Annotated in this window: 17 protein-coding genes; 8 read left to right on the forward strand and 9 right to left on the reverse strand. The window is 61.3% G+C overall.

Annotated features, from left to right (window positions below):
• Positions 1 to 11: 11 nt before the first annotated feature.
• From ACKPCU_RS07075 to ACKPCU_RS07085, 3 genes are read left to right on the forward strand one after another with little or no spacing between them, the layout of a single operon-like run.
• Entirely contained in the window at positions 12 to 326 is a 315-nt protein-coding gene (locus tag ACKPCU_RS07075; protein ID WP_104736944.1) for a hypothetical protein, read from the forward strand.
• Between the two features lie 19 nt (positions 327 to 345).
• Positions 346 to 1,218, forward strand: a complete 873-nt coding sequence (locus tag ACKPCU_RS07080) for a DUF72 domain-containing protein (RefSeq protein ID WP_321350951.1) — start codon at positions 346 to 348, stop codon at positions 1,216 to 1,218.
• Positions 1,219 to 1,235: 17 nt separating this feature from the next.
• On the forward strand, positions 1,236 to 2,024 hold the full coding sequence (locus tag ACKPCU_RS07085) for a class I SAM-dependent methyltransferase (RefSeq protein ID WP_321350953.1): 789 nt from the start codon (positions 1,236 to 1,238) through the stop codon (positions 2,022 to 2,024).
• Between the two features lie 7 nt (positions 2,025 to 2,031).
• On the opposite strand, the gene plsB is transcribed toward ACKPCU_RS07085, so the two are convergent.
• Complete coding sequence (gene plsB, locus ACKPCU_RS07090) at positions 2,032 to 4,512, reverse strand: glycerol-3-phosphate 1-O-acyltransferase PlsB (protein WP_321350954.1); 2,481 nt, start codon at positions 4,510 to 4,512, stop codon at positions 2,032 to 2,034.
• Between the two features lie 331 nt (positions 4,513 to 4,843).
• Between plsB and ACKPCU_RS07095 the strand changes: the two genes are divergently transcribed.
• From ACKPCU_RS07095 to ACKPCU_RS07115, 5 genes are all read left to right on the forward strand, one after another.
• Positions 4,844 to 5,773, forward strand: a complete 930-nt coding sequence (locus ACKPCU_RS07095) for an ABC transporter ATP-binding protein (protein WP_104736948.1) — start codon at positions 4,844 to 4,846, stop codon at positions 5,771 to 5,773.
• Positions 5,770 to 6,504, forward strand: coding sequence for an ABC transporter permease (locus ACKPCU_RS07100; protein ID WP_104736949.1), 735 nt, complete (start codon positions 5,770 to 5,772; stop codon positions 6,502 to 6,504). Before ACKPCU_RS07095 ends, ACKPCU_RS07100 begins: the two co-directional genes overlap by 4 nt.
• A gap of 18 nt (positions 6,505 to 6,522) precedes the next feature.
• A complete protein-coding gene (locus tag ACKPCU_RS07105) occupies positions 6,523 to 8,364 on the forward strand; it encodes a GldG family protein (protein WP_321350959.1) in 1,842 nt (613 codons plus the stop codon).
• Positions 8,365 to 8,373: 9 nt separating this feature from the next.
• Positions 8,374 to 9,366: a DUF4340 domain-containing protein gene (locus ACKPCU_RS07110; protein ID WP_321350961.1), complete on the forward strand. Its 993-nt coding sequence runs from the start codon at positions 8,374 to 8,376 to the stop codon at positions 9,364 to 9,366.
• Between the two features lie 175 nt (positions 9,367 to 9,541).
• Complete coding sequence (locus ACKPCU_RS07115; RefSeq protein ID WP_104736952.1) at positions 9,542 to 9,751, forward strand: cold-shock protein; 210 nt, start codon at positions 9,542 to 9,544, stop codon at positions 9,749 to 9,751.
• A gap of 93 nt (positions 9,752 to 9,844) precedes the next feature.
• Here the strand turns inward: ACKPCU_RS07115 and trxC are convergent, their stop codons facing one another.
• The 8 genes from trxC to ACKPCU_RS07155 all read right to left on the reverse strand — a co-directional run bounded on the left by trxC (position 9,845) and on the right by ACKPCU_RS07155 (position 18,275).
• Positions 9,845 to 10,279: a thioredoxin TrxC gene (trxC, locus tag ACKPCU_RS07120; RefSeq protein ID WP_321350968.1), complete on the reverse strand. Its 435-nt coding sequence runs from the start codon at positions 10,277 to 10,279 to the stop codon at positions 9,845 to 9,847.
• A gap of 46 nt (positions 10,280 to 10,325) precedes the next feature.
• Positions 10,326 to 10,793, reverse strand: a complete 468-nt coding sequence (locus tag ACKPCU_RS07125; RefSeq protein WP_211287062.1) for a potassium channel family protein — start codon at positions 10,791 to 10,793, stop codon at positions 10,326 to 10,328.
• Positions 10,794 to 11,171, reverse strand: a complete 378-nt coding sequence (locus ACKPCU_RS07130) for a hypothetical protein (RefSeq protein WP_104736954.1) — start codon at positions 11,169 to 11,171, stop codon at positions 10,794 to 10,796.
• Positions 11,172 to 11,197: 26 nt separating this feature from the next.
• On the reverse strand, positions 11,198 to 12,001 hold the full coding sequence (locus ACKPCU_RS07135; protein WP_321350971.1) for a putative RNA methyltransferase: 804 nt from the start codon (positions 11,999 to 12,001) through the stop codon (positions 11,198 to 11,200).
• Positions 12,001 to 13,137, reverse strand: a complete 1,137-nt coding sequence (gene dapE / locus ACKPCU_RS07140; protein ID WP_104736956.1) for a succinyl-diaminopimelate desuccinylase — start codon at positions 13,135 to 13,137, stop codon at positions 12,001 to 12,003. Before dapE ends, ACKPCU_RS07135 begins: the two co-directional genes overlap by 1 nt.
• A gap of 136 nt (positions 13,138 to 13,273) precedes the next feature.
• A complete protein-coding gene (rlmF, locus tag ACKPCU_RS07145) occupies positions 13,274 to 14,230 on the reverse strand; it encodes a 23S rRNA (adenine(1618)-N(6))-methyltransferase RlmF (RefSeq protein WP_321350973.1) in 957 nt (318 codons plus the stop codon).
• Between the two features lie 157 nt (positions 14,231 to 14,387).
• Positions 14,388 to 15,467 (reverse strand): cytochrome-c peroxidase, encoded by a 1,080-nt coding sequence (locus ACKPCU_RS07150; protein WP_321350975.1) that lies wholly within the window; start codon positions 15,465 to 15,467, stop codon positions 14,388 to 14,390.
• Positions 15,468 to 15,470: 3 nt separating this feature from the next.
• Entirely contained in the window at positions 15,471 to 18,275 is a 2,805-nt protein-coding gene (locus ACKPCU_RS07155; protein ID WP_321350977.1) for a TonB-dependent receptor plug domain-containing protein, read from the reverse strand.
• Between the last annotated feature and the right edge of the window lie 75 nt (positions 18,276 to 18,350).

Consider the following 18,350-nt stretch of genomic DNA (forward strand, 5'->3'; position numbering starts at 1 on the left):
GAGCGAATCTGGTGCGCCTGGACGGTTTTAATCCCTACTCATCGCTGCCTGACCGCAGCAGCCGCGCGATTGCCAATACGACTGGTAACAGTGCTGCTGCGTCCGTGCCTGGCAACGAGCAGGCTGGGGTAACGCAAACCCGTTTGCCTGCAGGTCAGATGGTCGCCGCCTCGGCACCGAGCGCTGAGTATATTCCGGCCCGTCGCGAGTCTTACGAGCCCGTCTACGGCCGTGCCAATCAGGCACTGGCCAGCTATCAAAGCACCGCCAACATGCCGGTCGACAGCGCCGCCGACGCCATCGTCGGCATTGACACCTACGCCTGATGTCGTGACCGTGTTACCCATGCGTTTTATCACTGGTTGCCCGCTCTGGGCCGAGCCGTCCTGGTCTGGTCATCTCTATACCCGTGGCAGCGATGCGGACGAGCGGCTGGCGCAGTATAGCCGGGTCTTCGGTGCGGTCGAGGGCAATACCACTTTCTATTCGTTGCCCAGTGACACGCGGGTTGCCCGCTGGGCCGAGCTGCTGGCGGACGATTTTCATTTCTGTGCCAAGTTGCCGCGTGAGGTCAGTCACGGCGGTCGACTGGATCCGACACAGCCGATTTTGAAGACCTTCCTCAGTCGCATGGCACCACTGGAGCAGCGACTGGGGCCGATCTGGCTGCAGCTGCCGGAACGCTTCGCGCCGGAAGCGCTGGGTGCGCTTGCAGGTTTTCTCGACAGCTTGCCGAGCGATTACTGCTATGCAGTCGAAGTGCGTCATCCGGGCTTCTTTCGTAAGGACGAGGCCGAGCGTCAGCTCAATCGGTTGTTGCATCAGCGCGGTGTTGAACGGATCAGCTTCGACAGCCGAGCCTTATTTGCCAGCGATGCAACTGATCCCGCTACCCTTGAGGCAAAGCAGCGCAAGCCGCGTCTGCCGGTTCACGCCATCGCGTTGAGCGAGCGGCCCAGTGTGCGTTTTATTGGCGGTATGGACCTGGCTGCCAACTGGAAGGCGCTGGCACCCTGGCTCGACAAGTGCGTGCAGTGGCTGCAGGATGGGCGCCAACCGATGCTGTTTATGCATACCCCGGACAACCTGTTGGCTCCTCAACTGGCCCGAGACTTTCATGCCGCGCTCTGTGAGCGCTTGCCCGCGTTGCCGCCGATGCCACTCTGGCCCGGTGAGCGTGAGGCCGCCGAAACGCCGCAGCAGGGCGGCTTGTTCTGATATCGACAGGAAGCTTCATGAGTAACGACATGCCCTTAACCCTGGCGGTCAATTGGCTGGATGGCCGCTTTCAGATCGCCGCTGAGGCGTTGGCTGCGCGGTTGCAGTTGCCGGTGCTGGGGGATCTGCCGGACGGTGCAGGTTTGCTGTTGGAGCTGGATGATGAAGGGCTATCGCTGCGCAGCACTGAGGCGGGGGCGCCCGGCGCGATACGGGTCGACTTTGTCAGTGGGGCGATGGCTCATCGGCGCCAGTTTGGCGGCGGGGCAGGGCAGATGGTTGCCCGTGCGGTCGGTATTCGCGGCAGCATTCGGCCTAGCGTGCTGGATGCGACTGCCGGGCTGGGACGCGATGCGTTCGTGATTGCCGCGCTGGGCTGCGAGGTGACCCTGCTGGAGCGTCAACCGGTGATCGCCGCGCTGTTGGAAGACGGCCTGCAACGAGCCAGGGCGGCCGGCGGTGAGGTCGCGGAGATTGCCAGCCGCATGCGGCTGATGCACTGCGATGCGATTGCGGCGATGGGCGCCTGGCAGCAGGATGTACCGCAGGTGGTTCACCTTGACCCAATGTTTCCGCATCGCGACAAGTCGGCGCTGGTGAAGAAGGAGATGCGCCTGTTCCGACCGCTGGCTGGTGATGACGATGACGCGCCGCAACTGCTGGCTGCCGCTCTGCAGCTGGCCAGCCACCGTGTCGCGGTCAAGCGGCCGCGCAAGGCTCCGGCGATTGCCGGTCAGCAGCCCAGTGCACAGCTGGCCGGCCAGTCCAGCCGGTACGACATTTATGGTAAGAAAAAGCTCGACTGACCTGCGGTCAGCTCGCGCTTTCCGGGTGTTTTGAGCCTTCTGCGCTGCGTGCGACCTGGCGAATCGACAGCCGCACTTCGGCGCTGAGCACCCGTTTCGCGGTGTTTTCGGCAATATCTTCCAGTCCGGACACGTAACGCAGGCGGCCTTCATCGTCGGCGCTGAGCACCTGTTCGTCGGTCAGGCGCTGGATGAATTGGCGGAACAGCGTCTTGTCGAAGAATTCCGGGGCGTTCAACCCGTGCAGGATGGACAGCCGTTGGGCCATCACCGTACAGCGCGCCTCCAGCTGCTCGGCGGTCTGGCTGCCGTTGGGGAAGTTCAGCAGCAGCGCCGAGACCATATAGAAGCGCTCCAGAATCTGGATGATGCTGCGCGACAGCAGGCTGAGCATGACGAATTCCGCTGAGCTGAGGTCCGGGCGGTGAATCTGGCCATCGGCTTCGCGCAGCAGTTGCTGCTCGATCAGGCTGTCTATCCACTGTTGAATTACCTCAGGCAGCTCTGCTTCGTTCCACTGCAGAAACAGTTCGCCCTGCAGATACGGGTAGATGCCCATGACCAAGCGTTCAATCTGCTCGCGGGTCATCCTCGGGTTGTTCTGGAACAGGCAGGCAATCAGCGCGGGCAATACGACCAGATGCAGCACATTATTGCGGTAGTACGTCATCAGTACCGCCTGCGGCTCGTCCAGACGCATGATCTCGCCGAGGGCGTCGGACTGGCGGTCGATCATCTGCATGGATTCCACGTGCTCGATCATTGCCTGACCATCAATTGCTGGAAGGGTGACGCCATTGCTGTAGGGCACTGCCTGCAGCAGTGCCTTGTAGCGGTCCAGCGCACGGGCCAGCGAGGTCTCATCCAGCGCTAGGCGGGCGGTGGACAGCATCACCAGCGCGACCATATTGACCGGATTGACGTCGGCGGCAGCGCTGATGCCGCTGGTCAGCTCACGGGCTAGCGTGTTGGTTGTGGCATTCAACCAAGCCGGGCGGTATTCCGGGGCCAGGGTCTGGCTACGCCAATCCGGCTGCTCGCGGTCGAGGAAGTCGGCTAGTGCGAGCGGCTCGCCAAAGTTGACCGCCACCTGGCCAAAACGCAGCTTGAGGGCAGACAGCACGCGGAAGATATCAAATACCGACTCCTTCTTTTTCGCCTGGCCGCGCAACTCGCCAAGGTAGGTACGACCTTCCAGTACCCGTTCGTAGCCAATATAGACCGGTACGAAGACGATGGGGCGGCGCGGGGAGCGCAGGAAGCTGCGCAGGGTGATGGCGAGCATGCCGGTTTTCGGGCTGAGCATGCGACCGGTGCGCGAACGACCGCCTTCGATGAAGTACTCGACTGGGAAGCCCCGGCTGAACAGGGCGTGCAGATATTCGTTGAACACCGCGGTATAGAGTTGATTGCCCTTGAAGCTGCGACGCATGAAGAAGGCGCCGCCGCGGCGCAGAATGCCACCGATGACCGGCATATTCAGGTTGATGCCGGCGGCAATATGCGGCGGGGTCATGCTGTTGCGAAACAGCAGGTAGGACAGTAGCAGGTAGTCGATGTGGCTGCGGTGGCAGGGCACATAGATGATTTCATTGCCGCGGGCGATGTCCTGGATCGGCTTGATGTTGTTGACCCGGATACCGTCATACAGCTTGTTCCAGAACCAGCTCAGCACCACTTCCAGAAAGCGGATGATGGTATAGGTAAAGTCTGAGGCTATCTCGTTCGCGTAGCGCGCAGCCATCGCCTGTGCCTTGCGCTCGTCGATGCCTTTTTCGCTCGCCTCCTGGGCAATCGCAGCGCGTACCAGCGGTGCATGCAGCAGGCCCTTGAGTAGTGTGCTGCGGTGAACCAGCTCCGGGCCAACTACTGCGGCACGCTGCTGGCGGAAGTGAACGCGCAGTACCCGGTTGACCCGGCGCACTGCGCGCTGCTGGTCCATGCCGGGTTCAAGCAGTGTCTGCAGCGGAACCTGTGGCCCGAAATGCACGCGCACCTTGCGGCCTTGCAGCAGGATGGCGAGAAACTTGCGCAGGCGACCGCCCATCCAGTTCCAGGCGAACAGCAGCTTCAGCGGTGATGATTCGCTGTCCGGTGACTGGCCCCAGAATACGGTGATCGGCACCAATTGCACGCTGGCTGCGTCGTCCAGGGCGCAGTCCAGCACCTTGCCCAGGCGTGGCGACTGGCTCCGTGGGTCGGGGCGACCAACCCAGGAGCGTTGGTGGTTCAGGAAAACGTAGGACTCGCGCTCGTCCAGCGGCGGCAGCGGTGCGCGCACCGGGCGGGGCAGTCCGGCACGCACGCACTCGCGGTCGGCAACGATCAGGTCACTCAGCGAGCGATAGGGCAATACATAGATCACCGGGCGTTGGGGATCGATGGTGTCGTCATCACCAATGCGGCGAGAGCGTGCCCAGAGATACAGTGCACGACGCGCCAGCCCAAAGCGCAGGCGACCGAACAGGGAAGAGTAGGATGCGGACATAAGTATCTCTGAGGCTGCATTGGCGGTGGCTGGTTGGCGCAAAGCGGTTTGCAGCGGATTCTAGCTGGTTTACCGGTTGCTCGCAGCCTGCCTTGGCGACGGCGGGGGCGTCAGGCAAAAGGTTCGCTTGAAATGCACCGGGGGGATTCATATAGTCACTGCCTCGTGCATATCCGTATCCAGCCGGAGACGGGGCATTTTGCCTCACGCGATTGTGAACCACTGCACAGTTGCATTGTCGTAAACCGGCATGGATATCAGGGGCGACCGCTGGCCGGAGAAGCCAGCTGCAGGCCGCGCGAAAGACCATTTTGGGGGAATAATAAAAGGCATGATAAGCATAAACAGCCTGACCAAACGCTTCGGCGATCACGTCGCCGTCGACAATCTGTCGTTTGACGTCAAGCCGGGTGAAGTGCTCGGTTTTCTCGGGCCCAACGGGGCCGGCAAGTCCACTACCATGAAGATGCTGACCGGGTTTCTGACACCTGACGGTGGCTCGGCCTCGGTTTGCGGTTTTGATATTCAGGCCCAGACGCTGCTGGCGCAGCAGAAGATGGGCTATCTACCGGAAGGTGCTCCCTGCTACGGCGACATGCGCGTCAAGGGCTTTCTTGAGTTCATCGCCAGTGTACGCGGGCTGCGCGGCGCGGAGCGTCAGCGTCATGTGCAGCGTGCGGTCGAACAGGTTGAGTTGCAGGAGGTGCTGGGCCAGCGCATCGAGACATTGTCCAAGGGGTTCAAGCGTCGGGTTGGCCTGGCCCAGGCGATTTTGCACGATCCACAGGTGCTGATTCTGGACGAACCTACCGATGGTCTGGACCCCAACCAGAAGCATCAGGTACGTCGCCTGATTCAGCAGTTGGCTGAAGGCAGCAACAAGATTGTAGTGATTTCTACCCATATCCTCGAAGAGGTCAGTGCTGTCTGCTCCCGTGCCGTGATCATCGGCAAGGGACGGCTGCTGGCTGACGGCACACCGGACGAATTGGAAGCCCGCTCGCGTTATCACCAAGCCGTCACCTTGTCGCTGGCTGCGCCCGCTGACAGCGCGGCGCTCGAATCGCTGCCCGGTGTGGCCACGGTAGAGCGTGCGGCAGATGGCCTAGCGCTGACCGTGCTGGCCAAGCCGGGTGAAGTGATCTTCCCGGCGGTTGGTCAACTGGCACGTGAGCAGCAGTGGCAGGTCAATGAACTGTCGGTGGAACGCGGTCGCCTGGACGACGTGTTCCGCAGTCTGACCTCGGGGGAATCGGCATGAACAATCTGGGTGTTATCTTCCGCCGCGAGCTGGGCAGTTACTTCGCCACGCCGCTGGCGTATATCTTTATCGTGATCTTTCTGGTCATGGCGTCGCTGTTTACCTTCGATGTCGGTGGCTTTTACGAGGCGGGTCAGGCAGACCTGATTGCCTTCTTCAACTTTCACGCAGGTCTGTACCTGTTCCTGATTCCGGCGGTGGCCATGCGGTTGTGGGCCGAGGAGCGCAAGTCCGGCACCATCGAACTGCTGATGACCCTGCCGGTGTCGCGTGGGGCCATGGTGCTTGGCAAGTTTCTGGCCGCCTGGGTGTTTGTTGGTATCGCGCTGTTGCTGACCTTTCCGATGGTGTTGACCGTGAACTATCTGGGCGCACCGGACAACGGCGCCATCCTGACCGGATACATCGGTAGCTGGCTGATGGCGGGCGGTTATCTGGCCATCGGCTCCTGCATGTCGGCGGTGACCAAGAATCAGGTCATCGCTTTCATCCTCAGTGTGGTGGTTTGCTTCCTGTTCGTTGTCAGCGGGGTTTCGATGGTGCAGAACGCCTTTAGTGGCTGGGCACCGCAGTGGGTGCTGGATACGCTGGCGTCGTTCAGCTTTCTGACCCGCTTTGAAGCCATCAGCAAGGGCGTACTTGATGTGCGTGACCTGCTGTATTTCTTCTCGCTGATGGGCGCCTGGCTGCTCGCGACGGCGGTAGTCATCGACCTGAAAAAGGCCGATTGAGGCAAAGGAGCTAACACGATGAAACGTTTAATGTATTCCGGTGCCGGCCTGCTGGTACTGCTGCTGGCCTTCTTTGCCTTCAACATGGCTACCACTGTCCTGTTCCCCAGCGCGCGTCTGGACCTGACAGAACAGAAACTGTACACCCTGTCTGATGGCACCAAGCAGGTCCTCGCCGAGCTCGACTCGCCGATTGATCTGTATTTCTTCTTCTCTGACTCGGCGAGCAAGGATCTGACCGTGCTGCGTAACTACCAGCGCCGGGTCGAGGAAATGCTCAAGGAGTACGAGCGCCGTGCTGACGGCAAGATTCGTCTGCATATTATTGATCCGGAGCCGTTCTCCGAGGCCGAAGACCGTGCCGCTGAATTTGGTCTGCAGGCGATTCCGCTGAGCGATGGCGGGGAGTCGCTGTACTTCGGTCTGGCGGGCACCAACGAACTGGCCCAGCGCGAAGTGATTCCGTTCTTTGCGCTGGAACAGGAAGGCATGCTCGAGTATGAGCTGAGCCGTCTGGTGAGCACCCTGGCCAAGCCGGACAAGCCTCAGGTCGGCCTGATTTCCGGCCTGCCGGTGGACGGCGGCATGAATCCCTATACTCAGCAACCCGATGCGCCCTGGATGTCGCTGGAGCAGGTGCGTCAGGTGTTTGATGTCAAGCCGCTGGCCGAGGACATCGACAGCATTCCTGATGACATCGACGTACTGCTGCTGATTCATCCCAAGGCACTGAGTGAAGCGGCTCTCTACGCCATCGATCAGTTCGTGCTGCGCGGCGGCAAGTTGCTCGCTTACGTTGACCCCTTCGCCGAGGCGGATCAGGGTATGGAGGCGATGATCGAAGGCATGGCCGACGGCAAGGCTTCCGATCTCGGGCCGCTGCTGCAGGTCTGGGGCGTAGCTTACGATCCGACCAAGGTGGTGGTGGACGCCCAGCAGGGGATGGCAGTGGGGCGTGGCCCTGGCCAGCGCCCGGCGCGCCATATCGGCTGGCTGGAAGTGGAAGCAGACCAGATTAACTCGGACGATACCATTACTGCGCCGCTGCAGTTGCTGACCTATGCCACTGGTGGCGCACTGGTGCCTGTGGAAGGCAGCGAGACTCAATTCACCCCGCTGATGCAGAGCACGGCCCTCAGTGCGTTGGTGCCAAGTGAAGCATTCTCGGCTCTGCGCGACCCGGAAGACCTGCTCAAGGGCTTCACTCCAGACGATAATGTCTACACTCTGGCAGCCCGTTTGCAGGGGCCGGCCAAGACGGCCTATCCGCAGGGAATGGAAGGGCATGAGCCGGGGCTTACACAGGCGGACAACATCAATGTGGTGGTCATTGCCGACACCGATATGCTGACTGACCGCATGTGGACCCAGGTGCGCGATCTGTTTGGCCAGCGCATCGCCCAGCCGTGGGCAGAGAACGCCGGCCTGCTGGTCAATGCGCTGGATAACCTGTCCGGCTCGGATGCGCTGATCAGTGTCCGCTCGCGTGGTGACTTCAGCCGCCCGTTCACGGTAGTAGAAGAGCTGCAGCGTAAGGCCGAGAGCCGGTTCCGTGCCAGCGAGGAACGGCTGCAGCAGCGTCTGGCCGAAACGGACCAGAAACTGGCTCAGCTGCAGCAGGGGCAGGACCCTACCCAGCTGACCGAGTTGACCGCCGAGCAGCGGGACACCATTCAGTCCTTTCTCGATGAGAAGGTGGCGATCCGCAAGCAGTTGCGTGATGTGCGCTACCAGCTGAACGCCGATATTGACGAGCTGGGCACCAAGCTGAAGTGGCTGAATACCGCGGCAGTACCCGCCTTGCTGACACTGGGCGTGCTGTTCTGGTGGTTGCTGGGCCGCATTCGCCGCAAACGCTGAGGAGACAACATGCGCAGGATTATTCTTATCGCATTGGCGGTAGTGGCAGTGGCGATGGTTGCCGTTGCTCTGCAGGTTCGAAACAGTGATCGGGTGACTGATCTGCAAAGTCACCCACTGCTGGACGAAGCGCAACTGGCGCTGCTGGCTGGTGTCGAGCAGATCGAACTGGCTCATGGCGCTCAGCAGGTTGTGCTGCAGCGTGATGGCGAGGCCTGGACCGTTGCCAGCCGAGATCAGTTTCTGTTGCAGCGGGAGCGGCTGGCGGCGTTGCTGCTGGCGCTACGCGAGGCGCGAGTGATCGAGGCAAAGACAAGCAATGCCGAGTATCACCAGCGCCTGGGGCTGACCGAAGGTGAAGGTAACGACAGCGCTCTGCGGGTCAGCATCAAGGCGGCCGATGGCGGCTTTGGTGTACTGTTCGGCAATAAGGTCGGCAGTGACCAGTTGGTTCGTTTTACCGATCAGGACCAGGTCTGGCTGGTCAACCGGGCGCTGAGCATGTCATCCAACCCGCAGGACTGGCTTGACCTGCAGGTTAGCCAGATCCCGTTGGAGCAGATTGCTACAGCGCACTGGCGCTATAGCGATGGCGAGGAGCTGCAGCTCGACAAGGCCAGCGAGGGGGATTACAACTTCAAGCTGACCGATGGCGAGGCCAACGGGCACGAGCGTGAGCTGAACTCGATGGTGCTGGCGCTGGCGGACCTACGGGCGCAGAACGTATCGCTGCGTACTGCGCTGCAGCTGGGGGAGCCGGTGCTCACGATGCAACTGAGCAGTTGGTCTGGTGCGACGCTGGAAGCGTCGCTCTACGAGCTCGGCGGGGCCTACTGGCTGACCATCGACGGGCTGGGGCAGAGTGATGAGAATCCACTGACAGTCAACGCTGATCCACGCTGGGCGTTTCAGTTGGGGGTGGCTCAGCATGATCGCATGGTGCTGCGCCATGCCGACCTGAAGCCGGCCGAAGACACCGCCGCGCAGCCGGCACAGAACTGACCTTCCCACGGCAGCCGCCCGTTCGGGCGGTTGCCGCTTTCCTTGCGCAACTTGCAGCGTTGAAACCTTGAACTAGACTCGAAAAACGATCTCCGGGTGCGTGCACCTGGCGATTGAGCACGCGTTGTCCGCGGGCGGACAGCGGAACAGATCAGGTACGACGAGGAATGTGGTAATGGCAGAGCGTGAGCAGGGGACCGTGAAGTGGTTCAACGATGCCAAAGGTTTTGGTTTCATTCAGCGCGAGTCCGGCCCGGATGTGTTTGTGCACTTCCGTGCCATTCGTGGTGACGGTCACCGCACGTTGGTAGAAGGTCAGAGGGTTGAGTTCACCGTTTCGCAGGGTCAGAAGGGCCTGCAGGCGGATGATGTCACCAAGCTGTAACCGCCCATATCTTGATTGAGCGGCTGCCGCCAGGCAGCCGTCGCTTCTTCCCGGCGCGGGTAGTCTTGCGCTGCGGAGCTGTTTTGCTGTTTTTTAGCCTGCTGTAGGCAGTTGACTGCGCAGCCAGCGGTCAAATTCGCCAGCCGGCAACGCACCGTTCACCCGTGCAACTTCCTTGCCCTGATGCACAATCAGCAACGTCGGAATACTGCGAATGCCGAAACGGGCGGCCAGATCGGGCGCAGCCTCGGTATCGACCTTGAGAAAGCGCGCTCGGGGTTCATGTTGGCTGCAGCTTTGGCTGAAGGTGGGCGCGAACTGTCGACATGGTCCGCACCAGGCTGCCCAGAAATCGACTACCAGCGGCAGGTCTGCACCGGCATGACGGGCGAACCCGTTCGCATCGACAGCCATGGGCTGGCCGTTGAACAGCGGTTGCTTGCAGGCGCCGCAGACGGGAGCGGCGGAGAGGCGACTGGCGTCCAGTCGATTCTTGCGTTGGCAATGGGGGCAGCAGATCAGCATCATGGTTCCTCCGACAATACCCTATTGATGGGGGGCCGGTGACGCTGTTTCAAGGATGCCGACGTCGCCCTTGCCACTGTCTTTGCAGTTCGATGAAGGTCAGTGAGGCGGACCAGGTGACCAGAACCAGCCCTGTCAGCGATTCGGTGCCGTAGAGAAAGCGGATGTGTCCGGTCGGTGTCAGGTCGCCGTATCCAAGAGTGGTATAGGTGGTTGCGGATAGGTAAATGGTTTCGAACAGAGTAATGCTTTCCAGGCCGACAATACCGCCTTGCTCAGGCATTTGCAGCAGGAAGAAGGCGCTAAGACCGAACAGCCAGATCTCGGCGATATGGGTGAATAGCAGCACAAAGATCAGAGTCAGGATGCGCGGCCGCTCGCCCATCTTGGTGACGTCGAGAAAGCGGTGCAGGCGTGACAGCACCTCGTAGTGCAACACCACCGCTAGCGCCACAATGACGCAGCTGCTCGCCACCATGATAACGTGGAAGCGGTCAAGGTCTGGCAGATAGGTCACTTACTGGGCCCATAGAAATTCTTGTTCGCCGTCGGCGTTGACCTTCAGCCAGCGGTCGGCATCGGCCTCGCCATCAGCCTCTTCCCAGCCGCCTACCGAGCAGCGTACTTCGTGACCGAGTGCAGCGTGCACTGCTCGGGCGCAGTCGCGATCGCTCTCCCACGGGGTCGCGTCGCTGTCGAACCAGATACTCGCCCATTTTCCGGCCGCTTTACGTACTACCATCAGCGGAATGGTCTGGTCTGCATGCAGGGCGCCATGCTGGGTTAGCCCTTTGGGTTCGTCCAACGTCAACGGGCCCATGACCTTGTGCAGCCAGTCCAGCAGGTCTGCTACGTGGTCGTCGCGCAGGTAGATTTCGATATCGGGTTGGCGCACGGCTACTCCTTGGCGTGTTAGTGGTCTCAGCAACGTTCCAGCATGATCATTTGCATGGCCACTTCGAGGCCCTCAATACCTTGCTCGGCGATGGCCTGCTGGCGTTCGGGGCGGCTGCGTACGCCGTGCGGCGTCATGCCGATCAGATTGCCCAGATCCTCACTTGTCAGTTGCAAAGGATAGCGCAGGGTCTGCTCCGAGGCGATGCGCAGGCCGTCCGGCAGTGTCTTGATCAGTGCTGGCGTTGGGTGGATCTGGTCGTACAGCCGCTCACGCAGGGCCAGCAGATGGTCGCTGTGCGGGCCAACGATCAGCACGCGGCCGCCGGGTCTGACTGTACGCAGACACTCATCTGCAGACCACGGACTGAACACGCTCAAGGCTGCGTCCAGGCTCTGGTCGGCAACTGGCAGGCGAGCACTGGAGGCTACCATCCAGCGGATGCTGCGGCTGCGCCGGCAGGCCTTGATGATGGCGTCCTTACTGATGTCGAAGCCACCGATAGCGGTGTCGGGCAGGGTGCGGGCCAGGCGTTCGGTGTAGTAACCCTCACCGCAGCCCATATCAAGCAGGGTCTGGGGGCTGGATTCGGCAAATAGCTGATTGATTGCATCGCTTACCGGCTGGTAGTGGCCAGCGTCGAGGAACGCCTGACGGCAGGCCAGCATCTGCGGCGTGTCGCCGGGCTGCTTGCTGTTCTTGAATTGCACCAGCAGCAGATTCAGGTAACCCTGGCGGGCCTGATCGTAGCTATGGCCGGCCGGGCAGCGCCATTGGCGCTCAACGTTGCTCAGCGGGGCATGACAGTGTGGGCAGATCAGTTGCAGCATCAGGTCAGCAACCGTTCCAGCGTGACCTGATAGATGTCGGTCAGCAGGTCGAGATCATCGGCCTTGATGCACTCGTTGACCTGATGAATCGTCGCGTTCACCGGACCGAGTTCAACCACCTGGGTGCCCATGGTCGCGATAAAGCGGCCATCGGAGGTGCCGCCGGAGGTCGACGGCTGGGTCTCGCGGCCGGTGACCTGTTTGATCGCTGCCGAGACGCCGTCGAGCAGGGCACCGGGTTCAGTCAGGAAGGGCAGACCGGACACCGTCCAGTGCAGCTCGTACTCCAGGCCGTGGGCATCCAGCAGGTCGCATACGCGCTGCTGCAGTCCTTCAACGGTCGATTCGGTGGAGAAACGGAAGTTGATCAGCGCTTCCAGCTCGCCGGGCACCACGTTGGTCGCACCGGTACCAGAGTGGATGTTGGAAATCTGGAAGCTGGTCGGCGGGAAGAACGCATTGCCTTCGTCCCACACCTCGGCAGCCAGCGCAGCCAGTGCAGGGGCGGCCAGATGAATCGGGTTACGCGCCAGATGCGGATAGGCCACATGGCCCTGCTTGCCGCGGATGACCAGACGGGCGTTGAGCGAGCCGCGGCGGCCGTTCTTGACGATATCGCCGACCAGTTCGGTACTGGAGGGCTCGCCGACGATGCACCAGTCAACCTTCTCGCCACGCTCGACCAGGGTTTCGACCACCTTCACGGTGCCGTCGGTTGCCGGGCCTTCCTCGTCACTGGTGATCAGGAAGGCAATGGAGCCTTTGTGCTCCGGGTGGGCGGCAACGAAGCGCTCGACCGCCACGACCATCGCCGCAAGGCTACCCTTCATATCGGCTGCGCCGCGGCCATGCAGCATGCCGTCATGAATCTGCGGGATAAACGGGTTGGTCTGCCATTGCTCGACCGGGCCGGTCGGCACCACATCGGTGTGGCCGGCAAAGCACAGCACCGGGCCTTCGCTGCCGCGTCGCGCCCACAGGTTGTCGACCTCGCCGAAGCGCAATGGCTCCAGCTGAAAACCAACTGCCGCCAGTCGCTCGCCCATCAATTGCTGGCAGCCAGCGTCTTCTGGGGTGGTGGAGTTGCGGGAGATTAGGTCGCAGGCCAGCTGCAGGGTAGGGGATAGCTCGGTCATGGTTCCGGTTCGTCTGGGCAGAGGAAGGCGCCATCATACCAGAGTCATGCGGCGCTCTTCCCGCCTGATCAGGGCGCTGCTTGCCTAAGTGACGACCGTTCGGTTCCGGCCGGTGATCGAGGTCGGCACTGGCTGTTCAGATTCGCGTGTCGGGCCAGCGCGCCCGACGCCATGCACGACGCTGTTTCTTGTCGAGGAAGGTCCAGGCCAGCAGCCGACTGCGCTTGTTGCCCTGGCCCATGTCGATGATCCGTACGTCGGTGGCGCCGAGCGCGCGCAGCTGCTCGGGTAGCGTTTTCAGGCTGCCGACGCTGGCGACCAGCGTCGTGAACCAGAACACCTGTGACGCGTGCGTCTTGCTTTGTTCTGTCATGCGCTGCAGAAAGCCGTTCTCGCCATCGGCGCAATACAGCTCGTTGGCACGGCCGCCGAAGTTGCGTCCCGCCGGAGCCTTGCCCAGCCCCTGCCACTTGCGTTGATTGGCCTGTCGGGCTTCTTCGGCGCTGCGGTAGAACGGCGGATTGCAGACGGTAAAGTCGAACAGCTCGTCGGCTGCAATGATGCCGTTGAAGATCTGTTGCGGCTCGGACTGTCGGCGCAGCTCGATCTGTGGCTGCAGAGCCGGGTTGGCTGCAATGATCTGCTCGCCGTTGCGCAGCGCGTCGGCATCAATGTCGCTGCCAACAAATTGCCAGCCGTATTCAGCATTGCCGATCAGGGGATAAATCAGATTCGCGCCGGTGCCCACATCCAGCCCGCGTAGGCTCGCGCCCTTGGGGATAACGCCATCGTGGCTGCTTGCAAGCAAATCCGCCAAGTGGTGGATAAGATCGGCGCGGCCGGGGATGGGCGGGCACAGCGCGTCTTCCGGAAGCTGCCAGCCGTTGATGCCGTACCAGTGGGTCAGCAGCGCACCATTGAGGCAGCGCAGAGCGGCCGGATCAGTAAAGTCGATGGTCGTCTGTCCACCTTTGCCCTGGCGGATAAAAGCCTTTAGTGGCGGGCACTTGCGGACCAAAAGGGGAAAGTCGTAGCGGCCTTGGTAGCGGTTGCGCGGATGCAGTGCTGGTGGCTTGGATGGGCTGGGTGACATGCTGACTCCTGATCTGGTGGTGGAGCATCCCACGCTGCTGGGGGCTTGTCACCCGTTGTGCACAGAAGCTGGGGATGAGGCTGTGGATAACGTCAGGATATCCGGGGCAATCGTATACAGACCGGCGCCTGCGTAACGCTGGTTGTTTTCTGATCGATTACAGTGTGTGCAGAAAGGCCTCCAGCGCGTCCAGCTCTTCGCTGGTCAATCCTAGCGGTCGCAGAAGCTTGGAGGTTTCCGGAAATAGCGGGTCTTTCTGTTGATGCACCGCAGGCTGAGGCTGCGGCATGCCCGCGTTGTACATGTGCAACACCCCGCTCAGATCAGGGAACAGGCCGTTGTGCATCCAGGGTCCGGTCTGGGCGACCAGACGCAGAGATGGCGTGCGGAACTTACCCACATCGTTTGGGTTAGTGGTCACCTGATAACGGCCAGTGTCTTCATATTTGCGGCCATAGTAGGTCAGGCCCAGATTGTGGAAGCGCTGATCGGTCAGGGCCGGGCCCTGATGGCAGTTCAGGCAGCGGGCCTTGGTGCGGAACAGATGCAGCCCCTGCAGTTGCTGGTCGCTCAGTGCGGTGGTGTCGCCGCGCAGAAAGCGGTCCAGCGGACGGTCTTGGGGTAGCAGGCTGCGCTGGAAGCCGGCCAGGGCGCTGGCCAGCTTGATGGCGTCCACGGGCGAGTCGCCGAAGGCAGCAGCGAAGCGCTGGCGGTACTCCGGGTGCTGATTGAGCCGCTGCAGCACTTCAGGCAGCCGGGCGGCCATCTCATGCGGGGCTTCAATTGGCTTCAGCGCCTGGTCTTCAAGGCTGGGGCTGCGACCGTCCCAGAACAATGACTCCATCAGCGCGACGGCAACCACGCTTGGCGTGTTACGTGTACCGAGTTGTTGTTGATGCCCGGGAGAGACGCGCAGCCCGTCGGCAAATGCTTTTTGTGGGTCGTGGCAGTTGCTGCAGGCAATGTCGCGTGCCTGCGACAGCAGCGGCTCACTGAACAGGGCTGCGCCCAGCGCCACACGTGCAGGGTCCAGAGCAGGAAGGACCGGCAGCGGGGCCAGGTCCTGCTGTGGTTGCCCGGCGTCAATCTGCGCCGGTGGCCATTGCGCCTGCGGTGCGCTGTAGTGCGCTCGCAGACAGGCGGCTGTGCTCAGGTCGCAGGGTTCGGCGGCGCGGGACTGCCCGGAGCCCAGCACCGCAAGCAGGGCTGCGACAATGAAACCTGTGTGCATAAACATGGCTCAGAATCGATAGCCCAGTTCCAGCCAGAATTGCCGTCCGACTTCGTAGGTAACGGTGTTGTTGCTGGATACCTCTGCGGCGCTACGTTCGTTTAGCACGTTGAACACGTCGACGTTGACGAACACCTCCTGCTGTTTTGGCAGATCCAGCGCCCATGCCAGACGCATATCCCAGGTCAGCGCGCCGCCGTAATCCTGTACTTCCCAGACGTCGACAGAGACGCCCTGATAGTCGATGTTCTCGCCAGTATCGGCCACTTTGCTGTAGTCGGCACGGTAGCGGAAGAAGTTGCTCCAGATCAGGTTGGCCTGCGGTACCTGAGTGATGGTGGTCAGGCGTGCGGTCCAGGGGCGGGTAAAGTTATCGGCCGGGCGGTCAGCATAGCGGATGAACTTGCCCTGGTAGGAGATATACGGGTTCTCGTAGTACAGCTCGCCGGCGCTGTCATCGAAATAGGTGGGAGCGCTGCTCTTGCTGTTGGTCCAGTCCAGTGCCAACTGGCCGCTGGTGCTGGTGCCCCAAAGCGAATAGGCCTGCAGCGGCGTGACCATCAGCGTGATGATGTCGGTTTCGCTTTTGCCTTCGTTAGCCCAGGTGGTGTAGTCGTCATCCAGCGTCGGATCGGTGGACGGCTCACCGAGGGTTTCGCCGCTGACCTGAACGACCTGATCGCGCCCCTTGCGGTTGACGTACTTGAGGCCGAACTCCAGATTATTCCAGCGCTGTACCACGCCGAGCATCAGCTCATCGTCGTAGGCAATATTCAGCTGACTGAAGCTGACTTGGTTTTGTGCCTGGGTGCCGACGGTCCAGTCGTCGTCAATCGATGCCCGGGTTTCACTATTGTAACGCAACTGATTGCGGCCTTCCTGCAGGCGCCAGGCGGCGATATTACGGCCGTAGTAGCGGTTGGCACCGGCCTGCAGCAGGGTATTACCGTTGGCGAACAGGTCGTACTCTGCGGCAAAGCGCGGAGCGATGGTGGTCTGGTCCATGTAGTTGTCGCTGTCTATCCGCACGCCCGGGCGGATGCGCAGCTGTTCGATCTGGATATCGTCTTCAAGCCAGGCGCCCCAGCTCAGGGTGGTAAAGCTGAAGTCGCCGGCGGCATATCGGGTGCGGCGGCTCATGTACTGGCCGGCCCAGCCGTTGTTGGTCAGGCCCATGGAACAGGCGTCGACTTGCTGGCCGGCGCTGTTGGTACAGGTGTCGGTTTCGCGGGGGGTGACATAGGTACTGCTTTCGCTGGTGCGTTCGTAGAAGACCTCGTCTTCGCCGATCTCCAGGCCGCCGCGCAGACGGTGTTCGCTGGCCAGCCAGTTGATGGGTTTCGCTGCGGCGTCGAGCTTGTACTGCCAGCCGGACTGCTGCTGTTCGATATCGCCAAACTCGCCTTCCAGCGTGCTGTTTCCGGTGCCCCACCATTTGCTTTCCGAGGTGCGCCAGGCGTAGTAATCGTCAAAGTCCGGGTTGCGAGACTGCTCCAGCTGGTTCCAGCCCAGACTCTGGGTGAGGGTGAGGTTGTCTCCCTGCCAAACCCCTTCCAGGTTGAGTTGAGTGCCGCCAGACTCGATGTAGATGTCCGAGTTGGCAATGTTTGAGCGGAAGTACTGTGCCTCTTCTGGCGCATAGGCGACGCTGCCACGCAGGGTCAGGCGGTCGGAGGCATGCCAGATACCTTTGAGAAAGTAGTTGTCGATGCTGCGAGTCTGTTCTTCTTCGCGGTAGCCGTAGGTATCGACCAGGTGTGAGGAATAGAAGCTGAGCGGGATCTCCGAACGCTTCTGACTGAAGCTGGCGAGCAGGCCGAAGTCGTCGTTCAGGTAGCCTTCCAGAGTACCGCGCACCGTGGTTTTCTCGAACTCCGGCTGGCCGTCATCCCAGGAGGAGGCGTTTTCAACGTCGTCGGCTTCCACTGGGTCAATGTGGTATTCGGTCCACTCCGAGCGGGTGATCTGGTAGGACAGGCTGCCGGACATCTCGCGCCTGGGGTCGCGGGTGCGGGCATTGACTACGCCGCCGTTGAACCCGCCGTATGCGGCGGACACGTTGCTGTCGAGTACTTCGATCTCTTCCAGCAGATCGGTGTCCAGCGCCAGACCCTGGCTGCGGCCGGGCACCGCAAACAGGCGGTAGGGGGTGTCCTCCTGCGCCGGGTCGATATCGTTGTTCATGTTCATGCCGTCAACGATGAAGGCGTTTTGATAGAACTGGGCTCCGTTAATGCTGATATCGGCCGGGCTGATTTCGCCTGGCGTGCGGCTGCTTTGCTGGCTGTTCTCGAACTGCACCGCTGGGTTGGTTTTAAGCAGGCTGGTGATGTCACCGTTGCCTGCCGGCAGGGCCTCGATTACTGAACGGAGCAAGGTGTTGCTGCTTTGGTAGGGGCTGGACGTGTGTTCGGCAAGGACCTGGATGGTGGGCAAGCGAACCTCACCGGCGGCGTCGGATTGAATCAGTTGCTGCGGAAGAATGATGACAGTGTCGTCGTCGCTGAGTTGCCAGCTCAGGCTACTGCCTTCCAGCAGCATGCCAAGCACAGTCAGAACCGACAGCTGCCCCTTAATGGCTGGCGCCTGATGAGCAGTCAGCAATTCTGACGGCGCGCTGACCTGAAGGCCTGATTGGTTGCTGAACGCCAGTAATGCGGTTGCCAAGGGTTGTGCCGGGATGTCGTAGATGTGAAAGCTTATTTGCTCGGTGCTGACAGTGTTGGCCTGACTGACGAGCGGGATAAGCCCCAGAGCAATCGCGCACGCAAGTGCGCCAGGGCGGACTGACCGCAGGGTGGTTTGGTTGGGCACAGACACGGCTCCCTTTTGAATCTTTCTATTGATAATGATTCGCGTTTGCAAAGGTGTGACGTGTGAGTGCCGCGT

It is taken from the genome of Halopseudomonas oceani (assembly GCF_963677335.1).
GTDB classification, from domain to species: domain Bacteria; phylum Pseudomonadota; class Gammaproteobacteria; order Pseudomonadales; family Pseudomonadaceae; genus Halopseudomonas; species Halopseudomonas oceani.